Source organism: Paremcibacter congregatus (assembly GCF_006385135.1).
GTDB lineage: Bacteria > Pseudomonadota > Alphaproteobacteria > Sphingomonadales > Emcibacteraceae > Paremcibacter > Paremcibacter congregatus.
The window spans coordinates 1705500-1730902 of record NZ_CP041025.1; the positions used below are offsets into that span (position 1 = coordinate 1705500).

Here is a 25403-nt window from a genome sequence, read left to right on the forward strand (position 1 = left end):
CCGTGAGGGGAATGATACCTGAAAAACAAGTATGAAGATATAGTCCAAACCTACTAGCCAGAAGCATAAAACGGCCCCTGAAAAGGAGCCGTTTTACAGAGAATATGGGGCGTTACGTTACAACGCCTTGACGATGTTATCGACCATCTTTTTGGCGTCGGAAAACAGCATCATTGTATTGTCTCGGAAGAAAAGTTCATTCTGAACCCCCGCGTAACCGGAAGCCATGCCGCGTTTAACGAACAGAACTGTACCCGCTTTTTCCACATCAAGAACGGGCATGCCGTAGATGGGACTGGTTTTATCTGTTTTCGCCGCCGGGTTGGTGACATCGTTCGCGCCAATGACAAACGCAACATCGGTCTGGGAGAATTCATTATTGATGTCTTCGAGTTCAAATACCTCGTCATAGGGCACATTGGCCTCGGCGAGCAGCACATTCATATGGCCAGGCATACGCCCGGCAACCGGGTGAATGGCATAGGAGACCTTGACGCCTTCCTCTTTGAGCACATCAACCATTTCCCTGAGGGCATGCTGCGCCTGGGCGACCGCCATACCATATCCAGGTACGATGATGACGGACCCGGCGTTTTTCATGATAAAGGCAGCATCTTCCGCCGATCCCTGTTTCACGGGACGGGTTTCGACTTCGCCATTACCGGCCACGGCATCTTCGCCACCAAACCCGCCGAGAATGACGCTGATGAAGGAACGGTTCATGGCCTTGCACATAATATAGCTCAGGATCGCGCCGGAGGAGCCCACCAGGGCGCCGGTGACAATCAGGGCGTTATTTTGCAGGGTAAAGCCGATACCGGCCGCCGCCCAGCCGGAATAGCTGTTGAGCATGCTGACCACAACGGGCATGTCAGCCCCACCGATGGGAATGATGATTAGAAAACCGATGATAAAGCTAAGACCGATGATCCACCACATGAGATCGAAGCCGACAATCGCCAATCCGTCGTTCAGGGCAAAGGCAAAAATCATACCGATAATCGCAACACCGAGTGCCGCGTTAATCAAATGGCGTCCGGGCAGCATAATTGGCGCACCGGACATATTGCCGTTCAACTTGGCGAAGGCGATAACAGAACCCGAGAAAGTGATTGCGCCAATGGCCGCGCCCAGGCTCATTTCCACCCGGCTTGCGGCGAAAATTTTGCCCATGGCGTCAGTAATGCCAAAACCAGCGGGTTCCAGGAATGCCGCCGCGGCCACCAGAACGGCGGCCATGCCAACCAGAGAGTGAAAGGCGGCGACAAGCTGCGGCATGGATGTCATGGGAATCCGTAAAGCCGTAAGAATGCCGATAGCACCGCCGATGACGACAGCAATGGCAATCCACTCATAAGACACGATTTCCGGATTGGCCAGGGTGGTGACCACGGCGATCACCATGCCGATCATGCCGTACATGTTGCCTTTCAGGGACGTTTCCGGCGAAGACAAACCGCGCAAGGCCATGATAAACAGAACGCCGGCCACCAGATAGGCGAGGGCGGTGAGGTCAGTGATATTTTGTACAGTCATCAGTCCCTCCTTATTTCTTTTTCTTATACATGGCGAGCATGCGCTGGGTGACGGCGAAACCGCCGAAGATGTTGACTGCGGCAAGGCCGATGGCAATGATGCCAAGGATCTTGGCGATGCTCATGTCCGCCGGGCCGGCCGCGACCAGAGCGCCCACGATAATCACAGATGAAATCGCATTGGTTACCGCCATCAATGGGGTATGCAAGGCGGGCGTGACGCTCCATACCACATAATAGCCGACAAAGATCGCCAGCACGAAAAGAGACAGTTGCGACAGGAAGGGGCTTACGGATGCCGCCTGCAGGGCGGTCTCCGCAACAGGTGAGGTCATATCCATCTTAATTTCCTCCTTGATTTTGGGGTTTGAGCCGTTCATGGACGATTGCACCGTCCTTGGTAAGCAGGGTGCCGACGATAATCTCGTCTTGCCAGTCAATATTCAGGCTCTTGTTTCCGGCATCAACCAGGGGGGTGATGAAATTGAGCAGGTTTTTGGCGAACAACGCACTGGCATCCGTCGACACCAGGCTGGGCACGTTGTGATGACCGATGATCTTGACGCCGTTTTCTTCAACCACTTCGCCAGCCTTGGTCAGTTCACAGTTGCCACCGGCTTCCGCCGCAAGGTCAACAATGATGGACCCGGGTTTCATGCTCTGCACCATTTCTCTGGTGATCAGGACAGGGGCAGTGCGGCCGGGGATCAATGCCGTGGTGATGGCGATATCCTGTTTGGCCAGCGTCGTGGCGATCAATTCCGCCTGTTTGGCTTTATAATCGTCACTCATTTCCTTGGCGTACCCACCTTCGGTCTCGCCGGTTTCTTCGCTTTCGACCATCACGAATTTACCCCCGAGGCTTTCAACCTGTTCCTTGGCCACGGCGCGGACGTCAGTAGCGGATACAACAGCGCCCAGCCGTTTGGCAGTCGCAATCGCCTGCAGACCGGCAACCCCGGCGCCCATGACCATGACCTTGGCCGGGGCGATAGTGCCGGCGGCGGTCATCATCATCGGAAAGGCTCTGCTGTAGGCGGCCGCGGCGTCAATCACGGCACGGTATCCGGCCAGGTTTGATTGAGAGGACAGGACATCCATGCTTTGCGCGCGGGTAATGCGGGGCATGAATTCCATGGCAAAGGCGGTGATGTTTCCGTTTGTATAGGCTTCAACAGACGCGGGATCATTTGCCGGGGAGAGAATGGCGGCCACGATTGCGCCTGGTTTGATCAGGGATACTTCGTCAATATCCCCTTCATTGCCGTGCAGCGGACGTTGCACTTTGAAAATGACATCCGCATCCTGATAGGTGGTTGCAGCATCGGCAGCGATGGTGGCGCCAGCCGCGCTAAAGGCACTGTCGGGAATGCTGCTGTTTAGGCCAGCATCCTTTTCCACCACCACATCAAAGCCGAGTTGGATAAGTTTTTTCACCGTATCCGGCGAGGCCGCCACACGTCTTTCGTGTGGGCGCCGTTCCTTTGGTACAGCCAGTTTCATTCAATTTCCTCCTCATGTCCATATGCAACTTGGGGTAAATCCCGTAAGTTTGGATTTAGTAACTCAATAAAAACAAGTTTCAAGTGTTATTATTAGAATAATTCTAAAATATAGAAAAAACAACACTGTATCAATATATTATTTTATTTATTCAAGCTGATCGATCATATCGCTAATCATGTTAAGTCCGGTGGCCCAGAAATCAGGAGCACTGGCGTCAAGACCGAAAGGAGACAGAAGTTCTTTATGGCGCAGACTGCCGCCAGCGCGCAACATATCCATATATTTCTGCTGAAAACCATCCGGGCTATTTTGATAGGTGGCATAGAGTGAATTGACCAGGCAATCTCCAAACGCATAGGCATAGACATAAAAGGGCGAATGAATGAAGTGGGGGATATAGCACCAAAAAGTCCGGTAGCTGTCATCGAAGGCAATGCCGTCCCCCAGACTTTCCTGTTGTACTGCCATCCAGATATCCCCGAGATCATCGGCGGATAATTCACTTTCTTTACGGGCGGCATGGACCCGTTCTTCGAAATCATAGAAGGCGATCTGGCGGACAACGGTGTTCAGCATATCCTCCACCTTGGCGGCAATCATGTTTTTCCGCTGCCGGTCATCGGGGGCGTCATTCAGCAGAGACTGGAACGTCAGCATTTCTCCGAATACGCTGGCGGTTTCGGCCAGCGTCAGAGGCGTATCAGCCAGCAATTGGCCCTGGGGGCCGGCAAGCACCTGATGCACACCGTGGCCCAATTCATGGGCCAGGGTCATTACATCCCGGGTTTTGCCAAGATAATTGAGCAACAGATAGGGATGGGCGCCAGGAACGGTAGGGTGTGCAAAGGCGCCGGGTGACTTGCCCTCACGCACAGGTGCATCAATCCAGGCGTTGTCAAAGAATTTTGTTCCAATATCGGCGAGTTCCGGTGAAAAACGGCGATAAGCATCAAGCACTGTCTTTTGTGCATCCGGCCATTGATAGAGCAGATCATCACTATCCGGCAGGGGCGCGTTCCGGTCCCACCAGTCGAGTGTATCCTGACCAAACCAGCCGGCTTTCATTTTATAATAACGGTGGGACAGTTTGGGGTAGGCGGCCTTGACGGCACTGACCAGAGCGTCAACGACTTCTTTCTCAACCTGATTTGACAGATGACGAGATGCGCTGGGGGCAGTGTAATGGCGCCAGCTGTCCTCAATCTGCTTGTCTTTTGCCAGAGTGTTGGTGATGTGGCTGAACAGGCGGATGTTTTTAGCAAAGGTTTTTGACAGGCAGGCGGCGGCGGCCTTGCGCACGGGGGCCTGCTTGTCGGACAGATAATTCAGGGCTTCTTCGGAACCAATTATCGTAGTTTCCTGAGTTTTTGGATCGGTGTAATCGAATTTGAGGTCGGCCATGGTTTCATCGAACAGGCGCACCCAGGCGGCGCTCCCGGACACAGATTTTTCCATTAAGAGTTCTTCGAGTTTTTCGTCGAGCTGATGGGGGCGATAGAGCCGGACGCTGTCAAACCAGGGGCGATAACGTTTCAGGTCGGCGGAGTCCTGGAACCAGTGTTCAAGGATTTTATCGTCAATCTGATTTATTTCGAGCGTTAAAAAAAGAACTTTGGTGCTGAGTTCGGTTAATCGTTCATGGCAACTCTGGTAAAATTTGGAAATATCGGCATCCATGACGTCGCCGGCATGCAAAAGTCCGGCATAGCTCATGATCCGGCCCATTGTTTCTTCCATGACTTCATATTTTTTGATCACATCCAGCATTTCAGGAGCCGTCAGGGTAGCCAGCTTTCCCTTGTGCAGAGCCGAGAAATCACCAACCTTCTGTTCCAGAGTCGAGAAATCGTTTTTTAACTCAGGGCAGGTCATAGAGGGATAAAGGTCACTCAGGTCCCAGGTCGGGAGCAGGTCGTGATTAAGTGTCGGCTGGATTGTCATAGGGGAATTTTTTCCTTTATATGTGCCAAAATGGTACAGTATTAGTAAAGTTTTTATCTTTTCTTGTCAGTATTGCCGGAAAGCAAGCACGCGAACTGTTAAAAGTTCCGGATGAAACGATCTAGTATGGTTTAAGTATTATGAATTAAGTGATGAAGTGCAATGAGAAAATTGATCCTGATTGTTGAGGACGACAAGAACCAGAGACAAGTAATAAAATTCGCTCTGAACCGGGTGGGATTTGATGTCGAGGAAGCGGTGAGTGGTGAACAGGCGATGGAACTTCTGTCGTGTGAGACCGCGAGCCGTTACGATCTGGTGTTACTCGATATGGTGATGGGCCATGTCAGTGGTCGGGATATTTTGAACTTTGTCAAAGACGCCTTACCCCATCTGCCGGTGATTGTTCTGACGGGACACAGCAGCGTTGAACATGCGGTAGAGGTCATGCGGGAAGGGGCGATCGATTTTATATCAAAACCGGTAGAGGTTGATCGTCTGAAGGTCTCGATCGAAAATGCATTTCGCATGAACAAATTGTCGGGTGAGATTTCCCGCCTGAGCCGAAAATGGTCGGGGCAGTTTGGCTTTCAGGATATGATCGGTTCCAGCAAGGCGATGAAGCAGGCCGTGGAGCTGGCGCGTAAAGCCATGGGCACCAATATTCCGATTTTACTAGAGGGGGAAAGTGGCGTCGGGAAGGAAGTATTCGCCCGCGCCATCCAGGGGGAAAGCGATCGGTCGGGCAAACCATTCGTTGTCGTCAATTGTGGGGCCATTCCACATAATCTGGTGGAATCGATCCTGTTTGGTCATGAAAAAGGGGCCTTCACGGGCGCCCTTGAAAAACATATGGGAAAATTTGTCGAGGCCGATGGCGGCACGCTGTTTCTCGACGAAATCGGCGAACTGCCCCTGGAACTGCAGGTAAAACTTCTGCGGGTCCTGCAAGAAGGCGAAGTTGATCCGGTTGGAGGGCGCGAGCCGGTGAAGGTTGACGTCCGGTTGATATCGGCGACTAATCGTGATCTGAAGGTTATGGTGGAAAAGGGCGAATTTCGCGAAGATTTATTCTACCGTTTGAATATTTTTCCCATTCATTTGCCTCCCTTGCGCAACCGTAAAAGTGATATTGAACATCTGGCGCTGCATTTCATTGAACATATCAGCATTTCAGAAGGTTGCGAGGTAAAAAGCCTCTCACCAAGGGCGCTAAATCTGTTGAAATCCTATCACTGGCCGGGCAACGTGCGTCAGCTGGAAAACGCCTTGTTTCGGGCTGTTATTCTGTCTGAAGGCATGACAATTCAGCCGGAAGACTTTCCACAAATTCATACGGCGAATGGCACATTTTCAGAGGCCAGCGAGCATGAAGGTGATGGTGAGGTACAAAAACTGCTTCTTGATGCGGTGCCGGTTGTATCCGGGCTGGATGAAGATGGGAATGTTCGGCCCTTACAGGAGGTGGAGCAGGACCTGATTACCTATGCAATGAAGAAATACGATGGGCGGATGTCGGAAGTTGCCCGTCGACTGGGGGTAGGACGCTCAACGCTCTACCGGAAGGTTTCCGAACTTGGCCTGGACGAACCCATGTCCTGACGGTGCGGGGATAGGTAAATTTGTAGTTATTCTTTACCGGATGGGGAGGTTTGAGGGCTAGTGTTGCATAAGCGAAAATCACGTTTAAAGGAAGAGACATGTTGCTCTATTTACTGGGGATAATATTACCGCCTCTTGCCATATTGGTGTACGGTCGAATCCTTGCGGCTGCTTTGAACGGGATGATATGGACTTACGCATTGCTGACGCCTGATCTGACGGGTACAATTGCATGGATATGTGCCTCTTTACATGCAGCTTATGTTATTCATGAAGCTCGATTAGGGCGGTTCAGCGGACATACTTCACGTTTTTAACGTAAAATATCTTTAAATTTCTGTCTAATTTTGCCAAACTCATTCCTGTTATGATTATGGGATATGATTTATTATGATTTATGTTTTGGCTGTTCTAATTCCCCCGCTGGCGTTGTTGCTTCAGGGTAAAATCTTTCAGGCTTTGTTTAATGCCGTTTTCTGGGTTGTTGGCTTGGTGTTCTTGTTGTTCTTCGGCTGGATTCTGTGGGGCCTGACGGTCTTACATGCGGTGATTGTGATTAACGGCGCCCGGGCGGATGCACGCACTCAGAAAATAGTCGATGCCATCAATACCAAAGAAAGTTAGAGATTAAAAAAGGCGGCCTGTTCAGGCCGCCTTGTATCGTTTGAAAAAACGTGCCGTCAGGTTTTATCCGCGTGACATGCCGAGAGCATGGGCATAAAGATCAATCAACGCTTCCTGTTCTTGGCGTTCATGATCTTCCATTTTGCGCATACGTACGATTTGACGCAGGATTTTAACATCAAAACCGGATGATTTGGCTTCGGAATAAACATCTTTAATATCGTCGGCCAGATTTTTCTTTTCTTCTTCCAGTCTTTCAATACGTTCTACAAAAGAACGCAAAACATCTTGTGCAATCCCGCCTGTATCGGTCATAAATTCTTGCTCCTGATTAGCTTGTTATAGGGTGAATTGGCAGCACAATATCGGCATGCTTCTTTCTTGGCAACCTGAAATGACGGATTTTTCCGCCCTGATTTCAGTCCTTGTTTTTTTTCAGGCTTTCGGCCATCCGCTGCATCTGTTCCGGTGTGGCTTCGGTCTGATAGTTGGCGACCCAGTCTTTATAAGGCATGCCGTAAACCTGATTCCGGGCTTCTGTTTTGTCAATCTCGATGCCTTTTTCCGCCGCGGCATCCTGTATCCAGTTCGCCAGGCAATTGCGGCAAAAACCCGCCAGACCCATAAGGTCAATATTCTGCACATCCGTCCGGTGGGCGAGATGAGACAGCAGCCTTCGGAAGGCGGCGGCTTCTATCTCGGTTCGGGTTTGCTCATCCATGGCCTCTCTCCTTGTGTTGAGGTTAAAATCTTTTTATGGCGCGTACATCAGTATCTTGGGCGATTGCAGTGAGATCTTCAACCAGAATGTCGGCCCATTTTACAATGCCGACCGGTGTGCCGACTTCGTCTTGACGGATTTCCAGGGTAACATGAGGCGTGCCGTGGCGATCTCCATGTTGGTTCATGGTGAAAAACAGATCACGGCCGGAATAGGGTTCATTGTCACCTACCTGAAAACCTCGGGCGCTCAGGCTGTTAATCAGGGCCTGGGCCAGGCGCGGGTCCTTGTTCCATAACATGCCAGCTTGCCAGGGCCGGTCAAAACCGCCCATCTGAGGCGTAAAACTATGCATGCCGCAGACCAGAGGGGCATGGTTCGTCGCAATCTTCGCTTGCACCATTTCATCAGCCCGATCATGGAACGCCTGATAATAGCGGGTCCGGCGCCGGTCTATTTCAGCCGGCGACATATTTTGATTGCCGGGAATGCTGATGCCGTCACTGGTCAGGGGGATAAGCGTGGCGTGGTCTTCTTCCCGGTTGGGATCAATCAGCAGGCGGGAAAAGGTCGCAATAATCGCCGGAGCGTCCAGCCGTTCAGCCAGATGACGGGTAAGCTGTTCCATTCCGATGTCCCAGGCGATATGCTGCGCCAGAAAATCTTCATCCAGACCAAGGTTTTCATATTCCGGCGGGATGTAATTACTGGCATGTTCGCAGATAAAGACAATATCGGCCTTACCGGTGGCATTGATGACTTCATAGGCATGACGGGGGCCATAATCGGATGATGTATGATGCGTTTGTGACATGTTTTTTCAAAAATACTTTGTAATAATTATGACCCATATGTCATTATGATATCGTCATATTCAAGAGCATAAACTTAAAAATAAAATGTCTTCCCAGGAGTTTTCATGAAACATATCCCGTTTAAAGCTGTCTCCCCTTTGTCCTCATTTGCCAAAGGGTCTTTTTTTGTGGCGACCATAGCGCTGTCTTTGGGGCAGATCACGCCGGCTTTGGCGGCAAATGCGGCCTGTCAGGAAACATTGACCTGCAAGACATCATGGACGGATATTTCCGCTCCCAAAAAACAGCAGGTTTTCCTGTTTGCAGATGATTATAAAAAATTTATCGCCAAGGCTGTTACCGAATTGACCTATGTGGATGAGGCGCGGCGTTTCGCCAAGGCCAATGGGTTCAAAAAACTGACAGATAAATCTCCGATGACGCCGGGGGCGCGTTATTACGACGTGAACCGCGACCGGGCAATTACATTTTTGGTGATTGGCGAGGATGCACTGACCACCGGGTTGCATGTGATCGGGGCGCATATTGATTCCCCGCGACTGGAATTAAAAGGCCGACCCCTGGACAGCAGTGGTGATTTTGCTTTGTTCCAGACAAATTTCCATGGTGGCATAAAGAATTATCAATGGACCAATATTCCCCTGGCGCTTGTCGGGCGTGTGGATAAGAAAGACGGATCCACGGTCAAAATCAATGTCGGCCTGAACCCTGAAGATCCGGTTTTTATGATTCCGGACCTGTCTCCCCATACGGATCGGGGCTATGGGAATAAGAAAGTAGCGGACATTATAAAGAAGGAAGACTTGGACCCGGTTGTCGGCCATATTCCGGATGGATCGGGCAGTGACGCCATAAAGCAGGGGGTATTTAATCACCTCAAGGCAACTTACGGCATTACGCCCGCTGACCTTGTATCCGCCGAACTTTCTCTGGTCCCGGCTAGTCCGCCACGGGATCTGGGTTTTGACCGTGGTCTGATCGCGGCTTATGGTCAGGATGACAAGCTGGCGTCTTATGCCGCCATGCGGGCGATTGCTGACCTTAAAACACCACAGAAAACCGCTTTGGCTTATCTGGTGGATAATGAAGAAGTTGGCAACCGCAACAATACAGGGGCGAAATCTGAATATTTTCCCACTTTGGTGGCCCGGTTGTTGAGTAGTACGCTCGGGACCGATTATCGCGATACCAGCCTGAGACAGACCTTGCGTCAGTCGAAAATGGTTTCGGTAGACGTCAATCCCGGCATTAACCCAAAGAACCCGGGAGCCTGGGAAAAAGGTAATGCGCCGCGTCTGGGGTATGGGGTTAATATTAAGCTTTATGGTCAAGGCAATACCGCCAACTCGGAATATGTCGCCTGGACCCGTAATTATCTTGATCAAGCCGGTGTTCCCTGGCAGACCACGACCTATAAGGTCGGGGCCGCTGGTGGCGGTACAATCGGCGGTGAGTTTTCCCGTCAGGATATGGAGGTTATCGATTTTGGTGTACCGCTCCTGTCTATTCATACCCCGATGGCGATCAGCTCAAAGATAGATATATTTCATCTCTATCAGGCATCCGTGGCTTTTTTTAACAAATAGCCTCCACATTATGAAATTTTCCGGTATATTCTTTTGATTTCTAGGACATAAATTTAACTCATTGGATATTTATATGCACCGTCAACGTTGCACACGCATAATCGCAACTCTCGGCCCGTCAAGTTCAGACGCGGAAACCATTAAAAAACTCTCAGATGCCGGGGCGGATGTCTTTCGTCTGAATATGAGTCACGGCAAGCATAGTGATATTGGTAAAATTCATGCCGCGATCCGCCAAGTAGAAGTGGAAACCGGCCGGGCCATCGGTATTCTCGCTGATTTGCAGGGGCCAAAGTTGCGGCTTGGTGTTTTTGACGGCGACAAGACGGAATTGACCAATGGCCAGACATTCATTCTCGATATGGATCAGACGCCGGGTGATAGTTCACGGGTCTGTCTGCCACACCCGGAAATTTATCAGGCGGTAGAAAAGGGGACAGACCTGCTGCTTGATGATGGAAAAATCCGTTTGAAGATCACGGCAGTTGAGGGCACTAAAATCACCACCAAGGTTTCTGTTGGCGGGCCGATTTCCAACCGCAAAGGGGTCAATGTGCCCAGCGCGATTTTACCGCTGGCGGCGCTGACCAAGAAAGATAAAGAAGATCTCGATTTTGTCCTTGGTCTTGGCGTCGACTGGGTCGGGTTGTCTTTTGTACAGCGTCCGGAAGATGTGGTGGAGGCGCGCGAGATTATCGGGGACCAGGCCGCGGTTCTGTCAAAACTTGAGAAACCTTCCGCGCTTTATGCTCTTGATGAGATTATTGATCTGTCTGATGCGGTTATGGTGGCCCGCGGGGATATGGGAGTTGAGCTGCCCATGGAAGAAGTGCCGGCGAAGCAGAAGAAGATCATCCGCCATGCCCGTCGTGCTGGCAAGCCGGTGGTTGTCGCGACCCAGATGCTTGAAAGCATGATTTCAAGCCCGGTCCCGACGCGGGCGGAAGTCTCGGACGTGGCCAATGCGATTTTTGATGGCACTGATGCGATTATGTTGTCAGCCGAATCCGCAGCAGGGGCCTATCCGGTCGAGGCCGTCAGCTATATGGCGCGCATTGCCAGAACCATTGAAAAGGAACCCAGTTACCGCCGGGCTCTTGATAAAGAGGAAACCCGGCTGGAACCGACATCAGCGGATGCATTGAGTGCGGCGGCCAAGCAGGTGGCGCAAACCTTGAACGCCACGGCAATCGTGACCTACACCACATCAGGTTCTACGGCGCTCCGGGCTTCTCGGGAACGTCCGAAGACATCCTTGTTGGTTCTCACCCCCAATCAGACGACAGCCCGCCGTCTCAGCCTTGTATGGGGCTTGAACTGTGTTCATACCAAAGATGCGACAGACTTTCAGGATATGATTGATAAGGCTTGTCATATTTGTGTGAAATACAACTTTGCCCGAAAGAATGATCACATTGTGATTACCGCCGGGATGCCGTTCGGGACGCCTGGCAAGACGAATGTACTGCGCATTGCCCGTATTCAGGACTATCATACAGCGGAATGATTATGGCTGATCAGTCGGGTAATAAGTCTCGGCTGATCAGGTCTTCTTCAAGCCTGGCGGGAGTGGTGAACAGATGTGTCTGGATACCAAATATCTCGGCCGCCTGCAGGTTTTCCATCCGGTCATCAATAAACAGAATGTTCTGCGCCGCGACGCCGACCCGCTTGAGCAGTATTTCATAAAGGCGCGGGTCCGGTTTGGTGATTTTCTCCGTACCGGAAACAATGCTGTCTTTAAAGAGAGCCGTAAAGGCATGTTTCTGTTGAAAGCGGGTGAATTTCTCCGCGGGGAAATTGGTCAGGGCATATAGCGGATGCTGCTGCGCATCAAGTTGGTAGAGCAAGGCAATCGTCTCTTCAATCAGGCCATCAAACATCTGATCCCATAGTGTTTCGAAGAGCCCGATCATCTCGTGATGGTCAGGGAATTGTTGCTGCAGACGTGTGATATTGTCGTTAAAGGGGACACCTTGATCGTGTCGGGTATGCCAGGCGAGGGTGCAGACATGCGTGAGAAAATAATCGAGCTCTTCCTCGCGGCCATCAAACAGAGGTTTGTAGGCGAAGCGGGGGTCCCATTTGACCACGACATTTCCGATATCGAAAACGAGCGCAGTAATGGGAATATGAGGTGACGTGCTCATTTTCAAAGACCCCATAATGAAGAAGACCGAGCCCTTGGGGGGGAGGCTCGGTCTCCTATTAACTGCTGACACGAGGTCTGCAGAAAATTAGATTTCAATATTAACCTTGACGTGCTTTGAAGCGACGGTTGGTTTTATTGATAACATATGTCCGTCCGCGGCGACGAATAACGCGACAATCGCGGTGACGGTTTTTTAATGATTTTAAAGAGTTAACGACCTTCATGGTTCTTCTCGCCTACTAAATTTCTATACTTAAAATATAAGTACTTAAAAGTTCGGGCGAAACCTATATTTGATTGGAATAAATGTCAATAGCTAAGACAGTATTCCGCAAATAAAAAGACAACCCTTGATTATTACCATTAACAAGTCATTGAAAATTATAATCAACCTTTAAGACTCCTTAAAGAAGCCCCCTATATAATGTCCCCATGATACTGCATTTTGAGAAAAAAACAACGTTGAAATATGAACTATGGATAAAAATTCTGAATTAAATCAGGCGAATGCCCCGGAACGCGCTCTTGTAACGGAGGTTGGGTTTGTTACTAAGGTCAGTGGTCGTGATACCGTTGTGCTTTGTGACATTGAAACGTTAAACAGGCACCGGGACGAAGATGAGTCGTCCTGTCTTCCGGCGGGCCAAATTGGCGCCATCGTCAAGATTAAGGTCAGCAAAGGATTCGTATTTGCCACAGTACGTGAAATCACGCGGCAGGGCGATGGTGTTGGTCCGGTTCAGCATGTTGTGATGCATCTTGATTATATTGGCCATGGCACCCGGGCCCCCTACATGCCCACCGGTATTAATTTTGAGCGCGGGATTACGGATTTTCCGATTCCGGGTCAGCCTGTTTATGAAGTTTCCTATGATGATCTGGAGGCAATTTTCGGAGTAAACGACACCAATCATTTCCATGTGGGAACTGTTTTCCCGCAGCATGTGACCCCGGCCAGTATTATGACGGACAGTATGCTGGGAAAACATTTTGCGGTACTCGGCAGTACAGGGACAGGGAAATCCTGTACCGTAGCCCTTCTGATCCACAGGATTGTGGAGCGTATGCCCAAGGGACATATTATTATCCTTGATCCGCATAATGAATATACCGCGGCCTTTTCCGACTGTGGCGAACATTTCGATATCAGTAACCTAAGGTTACCCTATTGGATGATGAACTTTGAAGAGCATGTGGAAATGTTCATTGGTCAGCAACCCTCTATGGAACGTGAAGTGGAAATTGATATCCTGCGGCGGTGTCTTTATGCCGCACGGGTTGATGCGGCGGTCAATATGGCATCTGAGAAAATCACGGTTAATTCGCCAATTCCCTATAAATTGTCCTTCCTTCTGGAATTTCTGGAAAAAAGCATGGGACGGCTGGATAATCCCGAAAAACTCACGCCTTTCTTGCGTCTGAAGGGCAAAATTGAAGAACTGCGCAGGGATGTGCGCTTTAACTTCATGTTTTCTGGCCTGCTGGCCCATGATAACCTTAAGGATGTAATCAAGAATTTATTGCGCTTTCCTGTAGATAACAAACCGGTATCGACCATTGACCTGTCCGGGGTGCCTTCGGAAATCGTCAATGTGGTGGTGTCCATGATCAGCCGCCTGGTGTTTGATTTCGCGGTATGGAGCCGGGGCGAGAATGCGCGCCCCATCCTGCTGGTTTGTGAGGAGGCCCATCGTTATATCCCGACAGAAGGTCATACGGTCTTTGGCTCTTCCCGTAAGGCGATCGAGAGGATTGCCCGGGAGGGCCGCAAATATGGCGTTTCCTTGGGACTGGTTTCACAGCGCCCGGCAGATGTTTCGGAATCCGCCTTGTCGCAATGTGGGACAATTTTCGCCATGCGAATGAATAATGAACGTGACCAGCGCTTTGTTGAACATGTTATGCCCGAAGGCAGCCGGGGGGCCTTGTCGGCTCTGTCCTCTTTACAAAACAGAGAAGCCCTGATCGTCGGGGAAGGGGTGCGGGCCCCGGTGCGGGTGATGCTGGATAAACTAGATGAGAACAAACGCCCATCGGGTGGCAACCCGGAATATTCGGAAGACTGGCAAAAAGAAATTGTCGACGACAGTTTCATTATGGACACCATTCAGAATTGGCGTAATCAGGGGCGATAATGGCGATGTTTACAGACCATAGGTGGTATTTTCTCCGTAATTGAACGTATGGTTTGCGGGGAATTAACCATGAAAAGATAATTATCGGAGGCTATTAACGATATATTTAGCAATCGGGCATAAGAATAACCCTGAAGATAATTATAGTCATAAATATTTGGTTTCATAAAAATTTAGTAAAAAAGTGGTGGTACGGATGAGTCAACAAAAACATAAAATTGATAATGCGAAAGGTGCAGCAGAAAGCGTGTTTACCATAAAAAATTCATTGTTCGGTATTGTCGCGGTTCTCGTTCTTATTGTGGTGTCTTTCAGAATTAGTTCTTCGATTGAGGCCTCAAACCATAAAGCCGAAATGGAAATGGCACTTTCCATCAACGACTTTTCCGATGATTTGATTGCCGCTGCAGGGCATTTTTCCATTGAACGCGGGGTAATGGTGATTGCCCTGGGCTCGGACAGAAAAATTACACCTGAGTTCAAGAAAATTGTTGATGACAACCGTGCGGCCGGGATTGCTGCTTTCAAAAAAGCAATGGATACCATGAAAGATCTTGAGGATTTTTCCCGCAAGGCAAAAATGGAAAAGAGCATTAAAGCCAATTTTGAGGCTTATCTTGAGGCCCAGTCTCAGGCGGATCAGGCCAGCCTGATCAGTTTCGCCGATGAACAGGATATGGAAGCCCAGGCCGACAAGAGTTCCAAAAAAGGCCGCAGCGGTCGTAATTTCCGTCGGGCGATTGATACGCTGAATGAAGACATCCAGAAAGTTCGGATGGCGGTTGCCTTTGAAGCCAATATTTCAAACTCTCAAATCATTCTGTATAGCCAGCTTAAGGATACTCTGGCGGTGATGATGGAATATAGTGACCGGGAATGGGCCGGTATCGGCGCCTCAATTCCAACCCGGCGACCAATTTCCAAAAACATGCTGGCGAATATGTCTTCTTATATTGGCCGGGTGAATTCTGCCTGGGATATGGTCAATGCTCTGCTGGAAAGCAGCGTGATTGACCCAAACCTGAAAACATATTCAAAAAAGGTCAATGTTGAATTCTTTGAGAATTATCGTGATCTGAAGGATGAAGTTTATTACGCCTCTGATACGGCGGCGGCCTCCCAGGAAGAAAACCTGGAAAGCGTTGAAGCCAATTATCCGGTTGATGCGTCCGACTGGGTTAAGCAGGCGACAGCAGCCACAAAGACCATTCAGGACCTGAGCAAGGCCGTGGGCGTATCCGCCCGCAAGGCTGCGGACCAAAGCGCTTCTGACGCCAATGGCGAACTGGTGACCGGTATTGTTGTATTGATTATCGCCTTGGGTATCGGCGGCGGTGCCTTCTGGATGGTGGCGATGCGTATTGCCCGTCCATTGGGTCGACTGGGTGATTCCATGTCAGAAATAGCCCATGGCAACCTTGAATCAGACATTGAAGGCACGGACCGTAAAGATGAAATTGGTTTAATGGCCCGGGCTCTGCAGATGTTTAAAGAGGCCGCTATCGAGAAAGTTCGTCTTGAAGCAGAACAGAATGAAGCCGAGGAAGAACGGCGTCTGCAGAAAGAGAAGGAACAGGAAGCCAAACGTGAAGCGGAAGAACGCGAGCGCCAGCGGGAAGAAGACAATGCCCGGAAGGCCCGTGAAGAACGTCGCGCAGAGATGCTGGCGCTGGCCGATGGTTTCGAAGCTTCTGTAATGGAAATCGTCAATAACGTCTCCACAGCGTCTGGTGAGATGGAAAGCGCGGCTCAGAAGATGTCTTCTGTTGCCGAAGAAACCACACAGCAGGCGACGAATGTCACAGCTGCTTCCGAGCAGACCAGTGCCAATATTCAGACCGTGGCCAGTGCAGCGGAAGAACTGTCGGCTTCTGTGAAGGAAATCAGTGGTCAGGTGGCGCAGTCAAATCGTTTCTCTGCTAATGCGGTTCTGGAAACAGATAAGGCAACCGGTGAAATTCAGGGACTGGTTGAGGCCGCTCAGAAAATTGGCGACGTGATCAACCTGATTAACGATATCGCCAACCAGACCAACCTTCTGGCGCTGAATGCTACTATTGAGGCAGCCCGGGCCGGAGAAGCTGGTAAAGGCTTTGCGGTTGTGGCTTCCGAAGTGAAAAACCTCGCCAGCCAGACCGCGACGGCAACCGATGATATCACCACTCAGGTGGGCAGCATGCAGGCGGCGACAGAAAAGGCTGTGAAAGCTATTGATGGCATTCAGAGCGTGATCAAAAGGATCGACGATACTTCCGTATCCATTTCTTCGGCTGTGGAAGAGCAGGACGCGTCGACCCATGAAATCGCCCGGAATGTATCAGAAGTTTCTGCGGGAACGCAGGAAGTAACCTCTAACATTCACGTGATGAATGACGGGGCGAAGTCTACCGGAGTTGCGGCGCAGGGCGTGTTGAAATCTGCCCAGAATATGTCACTTCAGTCTGCCGAGTTGCGGACGCAGCTGGAGCAGTTCCTGAATAAAATTCGCGCGTCGTAAAACGTATATAAACCCCTTAGGCAGACCGGGATCCCTTATAATAAAAGTCTTTTAAAAGGACTGATGTATGGGTAGCTAAAGGGAAAAAACTGCGAAAGGGTGCTTCATATGAAGCACCCTTTTTTCTTGTCTGGATTTTTGAAGTTTTCTAGAATTTCAAAATTGTCTTGCCTATGCTTTTTCCACTTTCCAAATAGCGGTGTGCTTCTGCGGCATCGGTGGCGGGGAAGATCTTACTGATCACCGGCTTGACCGTGCCATCTTCAATCAAAGGCCAGACCTTGGTCAGCAGGTTCTGGGCGATTTCCGCCTTGAAGGATGTTTCCCGGGCCCGCAGTGTCGAGCCGGTAAAGGTCAGCCGTTTTAGCATGATCGGCAAAACATTGACCTTTACTTTAGGTCCGCGCTGCACCGCAATCATAACAATGCGGCCCTCTACCGCCATGGAAATAAAATTCCGTTTCATATAGTCGCCGGCAATCATGTCAAGCAACAGGTTGACCCCTTTGCCCTCCGTGAATTTTCGCACTTCCTCGGCGAAATCATGGGTTTTATAGTTGATCGCAAGGTCGGCGCCGAGATCGACACAGAAATTGGCCTTCTCTTCACTGCCGGAGGTGGTGATCACGGTGGCGCCAAAGGCCTTGGCAAGCTGAATGGCGGTCGTTCCAATGCCGGAGGTGCCCCCGTGCACCAAGAAGCTTTCCCCGGCCTGTAATCCGCCCCGGTCGAAGACATTGGACCAGACCGTGAAGAAGGTTTCCGGAAGACCGGCGGCTTCTTCCATACTCAGTCCTTTCGGAACAGGTAGGCATTGCAGGGCAGGCGCCGCGCAATACTCCGCATATCCGCCACCGGCGACCAGAGCGACGACTTGATCGCCAATGTTGAGGCTGGTTTTGTTTTTTTCAGCAAGGCTGCTGCCAAAGGCGACGATTTCACCTGCCACTTCCAGGCCGGGCAGTTTGGATACCCCTTTGGGTGCCGGATACATGCCGGTGCGCTGCATGATGTCAGGCCGGTTGACTCCGGCGGCAGCCACTTTGATCAAAACCTCGTCGTGGCGCAATTCGGGCAGGGAGACCTTGGTTGGTTTCAGGACGTCGGGGCCGCCAAATTCTGAAATTTCAATGGCAGTCATCAGCTCGGGCAGCTGTTGGGTCATGGGAAGTCCTTTTTAATGATTATCTGATGGGCTATGGTATAATGAAACTTCAGGAAAAAGCAAAATATCATGAGAGAATTATGTCAGATTTTGATCTAGAGGAAGAAATGGGGTTGTCGAAGGATGCGGCCTTGGCGGTGCTTTTGAGAGAAGACCTTGAAGTGCATTCGGCGGAAGTTCTGAAAATGCGCATTAGCCTGTTGCAGGATGAGATAAAGCGCACCGAAGAGGCGATTGCCTTGAAAAGTGATGCACAGAAGCGGGCGGAGGATTTCTTTAAAAAAATATGAGCCGTGTGAGGAATTTCATATTGGCTTACGTAGTATCTTTTCGAGCCCGATAAACTGGCCACTGGAAGAGGTCATGCATAAGAAAGAAAATATATGATGACCCAAGGCCCGACATTTTGCAGTGCATCTGCGCATAAGGCAATGCCGGTATTCGTAATGGCGAACCCCAGACAGTGATAGAAAAAACGGGTACGCCCCTGCCAGTGTGAAAGCAGGGGCGTATTTTTTCTACGGAACAGGGAAGGTGTCAAGCAGCCTTATGGTCCACAATTTTCGCTTTTTTGGATGTGTCGCCGCTGCTGATCTTGATTTTGCGCGGTTTGAGATGTTCTGGGACCTCGCGCTGAAGATCAATGGTCAGCAGGCCGTTTTCAAGGGTAGCGCCCATGACGCGGATGGTTTCCGCCAGCCGGAAACGTCGTTCAAACGAACGCTTGGCGATACCACGATGCAGATAGCGATCTTCGGCTTCTTCTGTCTGGTCCTGGTTGTTGTTGGCGGATACAATCAGGACGCCATCGCTGATTGACACATCCAGATCTTCTTCGGCAAAACCGGCGAGGGCTACCGTAATTCTATAATCATCTTCGCTCAGTTTCTCGATGTTGTAAGGCGGATAAGTCGCCTCGTTGCTGGCAAGTGCATTATCGAGCAGGCGGTTGATGTGGTCAAATCCGATGGATGATCTGAGAAGGGGGGTTAAATCCATTGAACGCATAAGTATATCCTTTCATTAGCGATATTTATATGTTCCACCCGCAGGCTGGAACGTCTCTTTCATTCATACCCGGCCCAACATTGGCGCCGGCTACAATAAATAGATAATCAGCCGATTTTCCATTTCAAGAGCCATTTTAGGAAAAAGTAACGGCCTTTTAAGGAAAACCGAATATGATTTCAGTCATCATTATCCAAGTGAGGTTACATGACGCGCAAAGAAATCTCCGAAAATGAGCCGGTGGATGCCCGCTTCTTAAACAAGTCCTATCAGGAAGCCATGGCTCTTACCCAGGATGTGGCGCATTATTTTGAAGAGCAGTATGCCCAACCTCATAACTATCGGTCGGAAGCTGGAGATGAAATTTTTTATGCCAGTGAAAGTCTTCGGATTTCGTCTTGTCTGATGCATGTCATGTCGTGGTTTTTGGTGCAAAAAGGTGTGGCGGCGGGGGAAATCACCAGAGAAGAGGCAGGGGCTCCGAAAATGCGTCTTGGGGCGAAAAAGATATGCCTGGTCGACGTTGATCCGACAAAAGGCAACCTACCGACAGCTTTAATGCATTTTCTGGAAAAATCACAAAACCTGTATCGTCAGGTGGCGCGTATGGACCGCATGGTTTATGGCGAGATCGAGGATATGGATACCAACCCTGTTCATCAGCTGATGGATCGTATTCAGAAGAATGACGGGCTGGACTAGGTTGCTCCGAAACGCAGGCGCAAAAAATCAGAGGCCCCAAAAATAGAGGAGCCTCTGATCTGAATTTCTAAAAACGGTGGTTAATTTTGCCGGCAAAAGAGTTTGCCAGTAAATTATTTTGCCAGTTTGAAGCTGCCAAAACGCTTGTTGAACTGTGCAACGCGTCCTTTGTCGGCAATTTTCTTTGTTCCGCCCGTCCAGGCTGGATGGGATTTTGGATCAACTTCCAAAGTCATTGTGTCACCTTCTTTACCCCATGTGGAGAAAGTTTTGTAGGTGCTGCCGTCCGTCATGACCACGTTGATTTCATGGTAGTCTGGGTGAATATTTTGTTTCATCGCTATTTGTCTCCGCGAAAATTATTTGGGGTTATATACCCAACCCCATTTATGAAAGCAAGTGAAGTTTGATATTTTATTGCAGAAAATTCAAGATAATCGGCCCATCGCCGTTGTCGAAGGGAAGCAGGACTGCTATATGCTTGAACAGTATATTAAAGTCAAAAAATAATCAGAGGTCGCCGCAGAATATGTCACGAACGGGTAATTATAGTGACGCAGGATCCAGTCAGGATTTTGCACCGAAGAAAGACGTCAGCCAATTGAGCCTGCTTTGGGGCTTTCTGAGGCATTACAAAAAGACCATGGTCGCTGCTTTGGTGGCTTTGTTTCTTGCGGCCGGCGCGACCCTGTTGATCCCGGTGGCCTTCCGCCGCATGGTTGATGTTGGTTTTTCCGGTGACAGGGCGGATCTGATCAATGTTTATTTCATGATGTTGTTGGTGGTGGCGTTGTTGCTGGCGACAGCGACATTTGCCCGCTATTACTTTGTTTCCTGGCTGGGGGAGCGGGTGGTGACCGATATTCGTCTGGCGGTCTATAATAATGTCATACGGCTGAGCCCGACCTTTTTCGAGAAAAATATGTCCGGGGATATCATTTCCCGTCTGACTACCGACACCAGTGTTATTCAATCCGTGGTCGGATCGACCGTATCGGTTGCGCTGCGCAATGTGTTGATGCTGATCGGCGGGTTGATCATGATGGCGGTGACCAGCCCCAAATTGTTGGGACTGGTGCTTTTGGTGGTGCCGGTAGTCGTGGTGCCGATTATTTTCCTCGGGCGGAAGGTGCGGAAATTATCCGGAGAGACACAGGACAAGGTCGCCGAAGCCAGCGCCCAGGCGAATGAAACCATCGGGGCGGTGCAGACGGTACAGGCCTTCACCCAGGAAATAAGAGAGGCAATCAGGTTTGGGGGGTATGTTGAGCGGGCCTTTGATACCTCGGTACAGCGTATCAAGATGAGAGCCTGGTTGACCGGCATCGTTATTCTGTTGATTTTCGGGGCGATGGATCTGGTGCTGTGGATCGGGGCGTCTGATGTGGTGTCCGGTAAGATGACAGGCGGTGAAATGGTGTCTTTTGTCATGTATGCTGCGTTGGTGGCGGGCGCCGTAGGGGCGCTTAGCGAGGTATATGGTGAATTGCAGCGGGCGGCGGGCGCCATTAGCCGGTGTGTCGAAATCATCCATACAGAACCCGAGATCAAGGCGCCTGAACATCCAATTGATCTGCCGGTGCCCTATGAAGGTCGTATTGAATTTCGCAATGTCGGTTTTACTTATCCGTCCCGGCCGGATGATCATGTTCTCAATGATTTTTCCTTATCTGTGGCGAAGGGCGAAAGTCTCGCCATTGTCGGCCCGTCCGGGGCCGGCAAGTCTACGGTGTTTCAGATGATCCAGCGTTTCTATGACCCGGCGCGTGGGGAAATTCTGGTCGATGGCGTGAATATAGCACAGGCGGACCCGGAAGAGGTGCGGAAGCGTTTGGCGATTGTGCCGCAGGAAACCATTATCTTTGCTGCCAGTGTTGAAGAAAATATACGGTATGGCAACCCGGAAGCCAGTGACGAATTGGTGCGCGCCGCCGCCGTTGCCGCCCGGGCGGATGAGTTTATTGATAAATTGCCCGGAGGTATGAAAAGTTATCTCGGCGAGCGCGGGACCCGCCTGTCCGGAGGGCAGCGCCAGCGCATCGCGATCGCCAGGGCAGTGCTTCGGGATGCGCCAATTCTGCTTCTGGATGAGGCGACCTCATCTCTTGATGCGGAAAGCGAGAAAAAGGTACAGAGCGCGCTGGATGTACTGATGAAAGACCGTACGACTCTGGTTGTCGCACATCGGCTGGCTACCGTTCTGAAGGCAGACCGGATTGTGGTGATGGAAGCCGGCCGGATCGTCAGTATTGGCACCCATGAGGAGCTTCTGGGTCAAGGAGGGCTTTATGCCCGCCTGGCGAACCTGCAGTTCGGGGAACGGCTTTCCGCTTAAAAATATCCAAACTATGAAGAAACTGGCCAAGCCCCCTTACGGATCACCGTAAGGGGCGTTAGCGTTGGGTCAGGCGCATTTCAATGCGACGGTTGCGTTTCAAGGCATCGGGGGTGCTGCGGGCATCCAACGGGTGGAACTGGCCAAAACCGGTGGCGGCCAGCCTTTCCGGGGGGATGCCTTGACTGATCAGATATTTAACCACCGACAAGGCCCGGGCTGTTGACAAGTCCCAGTTAGACGGGAACTGTTCGGTGCGGATCGGCAGTATGTCCGTATGGCCATCAACCCGTAATACCCAGTCGATATTTTTGGGAATATTTGCCGAAATCTGTTTCAGGGCAGTGGCAAGCTTGGCCATTTCATTCTGACCAGCGGGGCCGAGTGTGGCGGAGCCGGAGCTAAAGAGCACCTCTGACTGAAAGACGAAGCGGTCGCCTTGAATACGAATGTCACTGCGGTTACCCAGTACCTTTTTCAGCTGACCGAAAAATTCAGAACGGAACTGGTTTAGTTCCTGTACTTTAGAGGCCAGCGCGGCATTTAGCCGTTGGCTGAGGTTGTGGATCGAGGCGCGTTGTTCTTTATCCTTCAGTTCGGATGCTTCGAGGGCGGCATTGAGAACCGAAAGTTGTTTGCGCAGGGTGGTGATCTGATGATTAAGCAAATCAATTTTGCGGTTGGCTGCCTGGGTCAGTTGTTTTTCCCGGGCCAGGGTCGCGGTCGATTCCCGATATCGTTTTTCCAGATCACGAATGGCCTGTATCTGTTCTTCGCTGGTGCGTTTGACCCGGGTGGACTTCCCCTGGGCATCGGCAAGGTCGGATTCCAGTTCCAGAATACGGGCGGTCAGGTCTTCCTTGGAAATATTGGCTTCCTGAAGGTCGGACGATATGCGATTGAATTCGATATTCAGGTCATTATTGATTTGCTGCTGTATGGCAAGACTATCCTGGAGATCGAAAATCTCGGCGCGTAATTTATCAAGGATGTCTTCCTTGCTGGACAAGGCCTGCCCGAGGAAAAATTGCGCCAGCATAAAAATCGACAGGAGAAAGATGATCACCAATAACATGGTGCTCAGGGCGTCGACAAATCCGGGCCAACTGTTATCCTGGGAGGATACCGGCCGTCTACCGTTCCGCAAAAGGGCCATCAATCATCCTTTCTGGCGGTCAGTTTCTTGCTGGTGGTGAACAGGGGCTTTTTATTGCCTTTGGGTTTTGGGGTTGGCATATCGTAGTCGAGTTCATCTTTCGCAACAGGCGTTGCCGGAGGCGCATCAGGAGAAACAGGCGGCGTCGGCGCATCATTTTTTTGCGGCGTCGCACGGTCAGACGCAGTTTCTTGGGCCGGCGGTATTTGAGAGTCACGATCACGTCCTCTTCCTTGTTCTGAAATTGCGGTTCGCACCGGGGCCTTATCGGCCATAGCGCTTATGGTGCGTGCGAGCAGTTTGAACTCGGATTTTAATGTATCATTGAACTGATTTTGACCTTTGACGGTTTCTTCGGTCAGATATTTAACCTGAACATCAATATTGCGCAGGTGCTTGACCTGGATTTTTTCATCTTCTTCTGAAATCTGGCTGGCGAAAAGCTCAAGCATTTTTTTCAAGACGACCCGCATTTCGCTCTGGCTGTCTGTCAGGGTTGACAGTTGTTCCGACAGGTTGAGCATGGCCGTGTTGACATCGTTGCGCCGCTCTTCACTGCGGGCGATAACGTTATGAAGGTTGTCGAGGCTGTCGGCGGATTGTTCCAGAAGGGCGCTGACATAGGCTGGTACGCTGGCGTCACCACCTTCCAAAGAAAGACTGCTGCCGCCGCGGGACAGTTTAGTGACAGACGACAACCAGTCTTCGAGATCGTTAAAGAACCGGCTTTGGGCCTGGCCTGCCTGCAGATCAATAAAGCCGAGGACCACGGAACCGGCCAGCCCGAAAAGTGAGGAGCTGAAGGCCGTACCCATGCCCTGAAGGGGGGCGGTGAGGCCGGCTTTCAGTTCTTCAAACAGGATTGAAATATCATTAGAGCTGACGGTTAGGTTGCCTATGGTTTCGCCAATGGCGCCAAGGGTGCCCAACAGCCCCCAAAAGGTACCCAGCAGACCAAGAAAGATCAACAGGCTGATAAAGTAACGGGTGATTTCCCGGCCTTCATCCATCCGGGCGGCGATGCCGTCAAGTATGGTTCGCATGGACAAGGTGGAAAGGGACAGTTTTTGATCTGTTTCGCCCATCATCGCCACCATGGGGGCAATGAGTTTTGGGGTGCCTTCGGAGGTTACGGGCAGATCGTCCGGGTTATCGGACCCGTTCCGGTATTTTTCAATCCAGGCAACCGCCGGGCTCAGGCTGGTGACCTGACGGATTGACAGGAATATTCCAACCAACAAAACACCGCCAATCAGACCATTCAGCGCGGGGTTGGTGGCGAAGGCATCTTTCAGGCGGGGATAGAGAGGCACGCAGAGCAGCATAATAGGAATCAGAAAAAGTGTTATTCTGGTCAGATACTTCTGGGGTCTGGTCATGCCGGACGGGTCCTTGTGTTATTTATCCCTTTAGATCACATCTGGAGCGATACTATCAGGGCTTTCGAGAAGAGTCTAAGAATTAGTTGGGCAATAGTAAGGCGTTAGAATGAGGTGCTTTGGTGCTACCTGCGGCGGGTAGTCAGGGTGATCCTGTCCTCATATGCAACATTATCCGGTCCCATGGCTTTCAGGATCAGGCGTTGTTTATGGATGCCCATTTGTTCCAGCAGGTTTTTGGTGATCAGGCCCCGGTTAAAGGCGATCCGAACGGCCTCCTGGTGGGCGTCGTTGGCGGTTTGGTCGCGGACACCGGTGGGCAGGGTGGAGAAGCTATGGATATAGACAGGGATATCGTATTTTTTAATTTGCTGCGCCCACTGCTCTATAGCGGCCAGATTTTCTTCTGATAGCTGGATGATTCCTTTGTGGAATTGAAGTTGGAGCGGCTTGACTTCTGCCAGATGATCGGCATGCAGGAATATTTTCTCGTTATCAGGCGCAAGGGCGGATGTCGTCGCCTGGGCGGCGAACAAGGTGAGCC

Annotated in this window: 24 protein-coding genes; 9 read left to right on the forward strand and 15 right to left on the reverse strand. The window is 50.7% G+C overall.

Annotated elements, in window-relative coordinates:
• Nucleotides 1-117: 117 nt before the first annotated feature.
• The 4 genes from FIV45_RS07555 to FIV45_RS07570 form a co-directional block, all read right to left on the reverse strand.
• Nucleotides 118-1536 (reverse strand): NAD(P)(+) transhydrogenase (Re/Si-specific) subunit beta, encoded by a 1419-nt coding sequence (locus FIV45_RS07555; RefSeq protein ID WP_099471762.1) that lies wholly within the window; start codon nt 1534-1536, stop codon nt 118-120.
• Between the two features lie 10 nt (nt 1537-1546).
• On the reverse strand, nt 1547-1876 hold the full coding sequence (locus FIV45_RS07560; protein ID WP_235868128.1) for an NAD(P) transhydrogenase subunit alpha part 2: 330 nt from the start codon (nt 1874-1876) through the stop codon (nt 1547-1549).
• A gap of 1 nt (nt 1877) precedes the next feature.
• Nucleotides 1878-3038: a Re/Si-specific NAD(P)(+) transhydrogenase subunit alpha gene (locus FIV45_RS07565; protein ID WP_099471763.1), complete on the reverse strand. Its 1161-nt coding sequence runs from the start codon at nt 3036-3038 to the stop codon at nt 1878-1880.
• A gap of 147 nt (nt 3039-3185) precedes the next feature.
• Nucleotides 3186-4982 (reverse strand): M3 family oligoendopeptidase, encoded by a 1797-nt coding sequence (locus FIV45_RS07570; protein ID WP_099471764.1) that lies wholly within the window; start codon nt 4980-4982, stop codon nt 3186-3188.
• Between the two features lie 162 nt (nt 4983-5144).
• Between FIV45_RS07570 and FIV45_RS07575 the strand changes: the two genes are divergently transcribed.
• Together FIV45_RS07575 and FIV45_RS07580 are read left to right on the forward strand one after the other, a co-directional pair.
• A complete protein-coding gene (locus tag FIV45_RS07575) occupies nt 5145-6584 on the forward strand; it encodes a sigma-54-dependent transcriptional regulator (RefSeq protein WP_099471765.1) in 1440 nt (479 codons plus the stop codon).
• 390 nt (nt 6585-6974) lie between these two features.
• Complete coding sequence (locus tag FIV45_RS07580) at nt 6975-7208, forward strand: YqaE/Pmp3 family membrane protein (protein ID WP_181040165.1); 234 nt, start codon at nt 6975-6977, stop codon at nt 7206-7208.
• Between the two features lie 63 nt (nt 7209-7271).
• Here the strand turns inward: FIV45_RS07580 and FIV45_RS07585 are convergent, their stop codons facing one another.
• The 3 genes from FIV45_RS07585 to FIV45_RS07595 form a co-directional block, all read right to left on the reverse strand.
• The gene (locus FIV45_RS07585) at nt 7272-7523 is read right to left on the reverse strand and encodes a DUF2312 domain-containing protein (RefSeq protein ID WP_099471766.1); all 252 of its coding nucleotides are present in this window, start codon (nt 7521-7523) and stop codon (nt 7272-7274) included.
• Nucleotides 7524-7626: 103 nt separating this feature from the next.
• Complete coding sequence (locus tag FIV45_RS07590; RefSeq protein WP_099471767.1) at nt 7627-7929, reverse strand: DUF1244 domain-containing protein; 303 nt, start codon at nt 7927-7929, stop codon at nt 7627-7629.
• Between the two features lie 22 nt (nt 7930-7951).
• The gene (locus FIV45_RS07595) at nt 7952-8743 is read right to left on the reverse strand and encodes an N-formylglutamate amidohydrolase (protein ID WP_099471768.1); all 792 of its coding nucleotides are present in this window, start codon (nt 8741-8743) and stop codon (nt 7952-7954) included.
• Between the two features lie 105 nt (nt 8744-8848).
• Between FIV45_RS07595 and FIV45_RS07600 the strand changes: the two genes are divergently transcribed.
• Both FIV45_RS07600 and pyk read left to right on the forward strand, forming a co-directional pair.
• On the forward strand, nt 8849-10330 hold the full coding sequence (locus tag FIV45_RS07600; RefSeq protein WP_099471769.1) for a zinc-binding metallopeptidase family protein: 1482 nt from the start codon (nt 8849-8851) through the stop codon (nt 10328-10330).
• A 73-nt stretch (nt 10331-10403) separates the two neighbouring features.
• On the forward strand, nt 10404-11837 hold the full coding sequence (gene pyk / locus FIV45_RS07605; RefSeq protein ID WP_099471770.1) for a pyruvate kinase: 1434 nt from the start codon (nt 10404-10406) through the stop codon (nt 11835-11837).
• Between the two features lie 10 nt (nt 11838-11847).
• On the opposite strand, the gene FIV45_RS07610 is transcribed toward pyk, so the two are convergent.
• Both FIV45_RS07610 and ykgO read right to left on the reverse strand, forming a co-directional pair.
• Nucleotides 11848-12480, reverse strand: a complete 633-nt coding sequence (locus FIV45_RS07610; RefSeq protein WP_165776941.1) for an HAD family hydrolase — start codon at nt 12478-12480, stop codon at nt 11848-11850.
• A gap of 100 nt (nt 12481-12580) precedes the next feature.
• Nucleotides 12581-12706, reverse strand: a complete 126-nt coding sequence (gene ykgO, locus FIV45_RS07615; protein WP_099471772.1) for a type B 50S ribosomal protein L36 — start codon at nt 12704-12706, stop codon at nt 12581-12583.
• Between the two features lie 252 nt (nt 12707-12958).
• Here ykgO and FIV45_RS07620 point away from each other — a divergent pair, with 252 nt between their 5' ends.
• On the forward strand, nt 12959-14617 hold the full coding sequence (locus FIV45_RS07620) for an ATP-binding protein (RefSeq protein WP_099471773.1): 1659 nt from the start codon (nt 12959-12961) through the stop codon (nt 14615-14617).
• A 196-nt stretch (nt 14618-14813) separates the two neighbouring features.
• On the forward strand, nt 14814-17114 hold the full coding sequence (locus FIV45_RS07625) for a methyl-accepting chemotaxis protein (RefSeq protein ID WP_099471774.1): 2301 nt from the start codon (nt 14814-14816) through the stop codon (nt 17112-17114).
• A 148-nt stretch (nt 17115-17262) separates the two neighbouring features.
• Here FIV45_RS07625 and FIV45_RS07630 read toward each other — a convergent pair whose 3' ends face one another.
• The gene (locus FIV45_RS07630; RefSeq protein WP_204602088.1) at nt 17263-18279 is read right to left on the reverse strand and encodes an NAD(P)H-quinone oxidoreductase; all 1017 of its coding nucleotides are present in this window, start codon (nt 18277-18279) and stop codon (nt 17263-17265) included.
• 80 nt (nt 18280-18359) lie between these two features.
• On the opposite strand from FIV45_RS07630, the gene FIV45_RS07635 reads away from it, so the two are divergent.
• Nucleotides 18360-18569 (forward strand): DUF1192 family protein, encoded by a 210-nt coding sequence (locus FIV45_RS07635; protein WP_165776942.1) that lies wholly within the window; start codon nt 18360-18362, stop codon nt 18567-18569.
• Between the two features lie 247 nt (nt 18570-18816).
• Here the strand turns inward: FIV45_RS07635 and FIV45_RS07640 are convergent, their stop codons facing one another.
• A complete protein-coding gene (locus FIV45_RS07640) occupies nt 18817-19287 on the reverse strand; it encodes an Hsp20 family protein (protein WP_099471776.1) in 471 nt (156 codons plus the stop codon).
• Between the two features lie 207 nt (nt 19288-19494).
• On the opposite strand from FIV45_RS07640, the gene FIV45_RS07645 reads away from it, so the two are divergent.
• Nucleotides 19495-19989 carry a DUF1465 family protein gene (locus FIV45_RS07645; protein WP_099471777.1) on the forward strand — a complete coding sequence of 165 codons (495 nt, stop codon included), beginning with the start codon at nt 19495-19497 and terminating at the stop codon, nt 19987-19989.
• 113 nt (nt 19990-20102) lie between these two features.
• Here the strand turns inward: FIV45_RS07645 and rpmE are convergent, their stop codons facing one another.
• The gene (rpmE, locus tag FIV45_RS07650) at nt 20103-20327 is read right to left on the reverse strand and encodes a 50S ribosomal protein L31 (RefSeq protein ID WP_099471778.1); all 225 of its coding nucleotides are present in this window, start codon (nt 20325-20327) and stop codon (nt 20103-20105) included.
• 191 nt (nt 20328-20518) lie between these two features.
• Between rpmE and FIV45_RS07655 the strand changes: the two genes are divergently transcribed.
• The gene (locus tag FIV45_RS07655; RefSeq protein WP_099471779.1) at nt 20519-22324 is read left to right on the forward strand and encodes an ABC transporter transmembrane domain-containing protein; all 1806 of its coding nucleotides are present in this window, start codon (nt 20519-20521) and stop codon (nt 22322-22324) included.
• Between the two features lie 58 nt (nt 22325-22382).
• On the opposite strand, the gene FIV45_RS07660 is transcribed toward FIV45_RS07655, so the two are convergent.
• The 3 genes from FIV45_RS07660 to FIV45_RS07670 all read right to left on the reverse strand — a co-directional run bounded on the left by FIV45_RS07660 (nt 22383) and on the right by FIV45_RS07670 (nt 25395).
• Entirely contained in the window at nt 22383-23480 is a 1098-nt protein-coding gene (locus tag FIV45_RS07660) for a peptidoglycan -binding protein (protein ID WP_099471780.1), read from the reverse strand.
• Nucleotides 23480-24859, reverse strand: a complete 1380-nt coding sequence (locus FIV45_RS07665) for a MotA/TolQ/ExbB proton channel family protein (protein WP_114365299.1) — start codon at nt 24857-24859, stop codon at nt 23480-23482. Before FIV45_RS07665 ends, FIV45_RS07660 begins: the two co-directional genes overlap by 1 nt.
• 125 nt (nt 24860-24984) lie before the next feature.
• Complete coding sequence (locus FIV45_RS07670) at nt 24985-25395, reverse strand: hypothetical protein (RefSeq protein ID WP_099471781.1); 411 nt, start codon at nt 25393-25395, stop codon at nt 24985-24987.
• Between the last annotated feature and the right edge of the window lie 8 nt (nt 25396-25403).

Bases quoted from the DNA above. Each gene is read 5' to 3' on its own strand.
- FIV45_RS07555 (WP_099471762.1), bottom strand. From the start codon at position 1,536: ATGACTGTACAAAATATCACTGACCTCACCGCCCTCGCCTATCTGGTG.
- FIV45_RS07560 (WP_235868128.1), bottom strand. From the start codon at position 1,876: ATGGATATGACCTCACCTGTTGCGGAGACCGCCCTGCAGGCGGCATCC.
- FIV45_RS07565 (WP_099471763.1), bottom strand. From the start codon at position 3,038: ATGAAACTGGCTGTACCAAAGGAACGGCGCCCACACGAAAGACGTGTG.
- FIV45_RS07570 (WP_099471764.1), bottom strand. From the start codon at position 4,982: ATGACAATCCAGCCGACACTTAATCACGACCTGCTCCCGACCTGGGAC.
- FIV45_RS07575 (WP_099471765.1), top strand. From the start codon at position 5,145: ATGAGAAAATTGATCCTGATTGTTGAGGACGACAAGAACCAGAGACAA.
- FIV45_RS07580 (WP_181040165.1), top strand. From the start codon at position 6,975: ATGATTTATGTTTTGGCTGTTCTAATTCCCCCGCTGGCGTTGTTGCTT.
- FIV45_RS07585 (WP_099471766.1), bottom strand. From the start codon at position 7,523: ATGACCGATACAGGCGGGATTGCACAAGATGTTTTGCGTTCTTTTGTA.
- FIV45_RS07590 (WP_099471767.1), bottom strand. From the start codon at position 7,929: ATGGATGAGCAAACCCGAACCGAGATAGAAGCCGCCGCCTTCCGAAGG.
- FIV45_RS07595 (WP_099471768.1), bottom strand. From the start codon at position 8,743: ATGTCACAAACGCATCATACATCATCCGATTATGGCCCCCGTCATGCC.
- FIV45_RS07600 (WP_099471769.1), top strand. From the start codon at position 8,849: ATGAAACATATCCCGTTTAAAGCTGTCTCCCCTTTGTCCTCATTTGCC.
- pyk (WP_099471770.1), top strand. From the start codon at position 10,404: ATGCACCGTCAACGTTGCACACGCATAATCGCAACTCTCGGCCCGTCA.
- FIV45_RS07610 (WP_165776941.1), bottom strand. From the start codon at position 12,480: ATGAGCACGTCACCTCATATTCCCATTACTGCGCTCGTTTTCGATATC.
- ykgO (WP_099471772.1), bottom strand. From the start codon at position 12,706: ATGAAGGTCGTTAACTCTTTAAAATCATTAAAAAACCGTCACCGCGAT.
- FIV45_RS07620 (WP_099471773.1), top strand. From the start codon at position 12,959: ATGGATAAAAATTCTGAATTAAATCAGGCGAATGCCCCGGAACGCGCT.
- FIV45_RS07625 (WP_099471774.1), top strand. From the start codon at position 14,814: ATGAGTCAACAAAAACATAAAATTGATAATGCGAAAGGTGCAGCAGAA.
- FIV45_RS07630 (WP_204602088.1), bottom strand. From the start codon at position 18,279: ATGACCCAACAGCTGCCCGAGCTGATGACTGCCATTGAAATTTCAGAA.
- FIV45_RS07635 (WP_165776942.1), top strand. From the start codon at position 18,360: ATGTCAGATTTTGATCTAGAGGAAGAAATGGGGTTGTCGAAGGATGCG.
- FIV45_RS07640 (WP_099471776.1), bottom strand. From the start codon at position 19,287: ATGCGTTCAATGGATTTAACCCCCCTTCTCAGATCATCCATCGGATTT.
- FIV45_RS07645 (WP_099471777.1), top strand. From the start codon at position 19,495: ATGACGCGCAAAGAAATCTCCGAAAATGAGCCGGTGGATGCCCGCTTC.
- rpmE (WP_099471778.1), bottom strand. From the start codon at position 20,327: ATGAAACAAAATATTCACCCAGACTACCATGAAATCAACGTGGTCATG.
- FIV45_RS07655 (WP_099471779.1), top strand. From the start codon at position 20,519: ATGTCACGAACGGGTAATTATAGTGACGCAGGATCCAGTCAGGATTTT.
- FIV45_RS07660 (WP_099471780.1), bottom strand. From the start codon at position 23,480: ATGGCCCTTTTGCGGAACGGTAGACGGCCGGTATCCTCCCAGGATAAC.
- FIV45_RS07665 (WP_114365299.1), bottom strand. From the start codon at position 24,859: ATGACCAGACCCCAGAAGTATCTGACCAGAATAACACTTTTTCTGATT.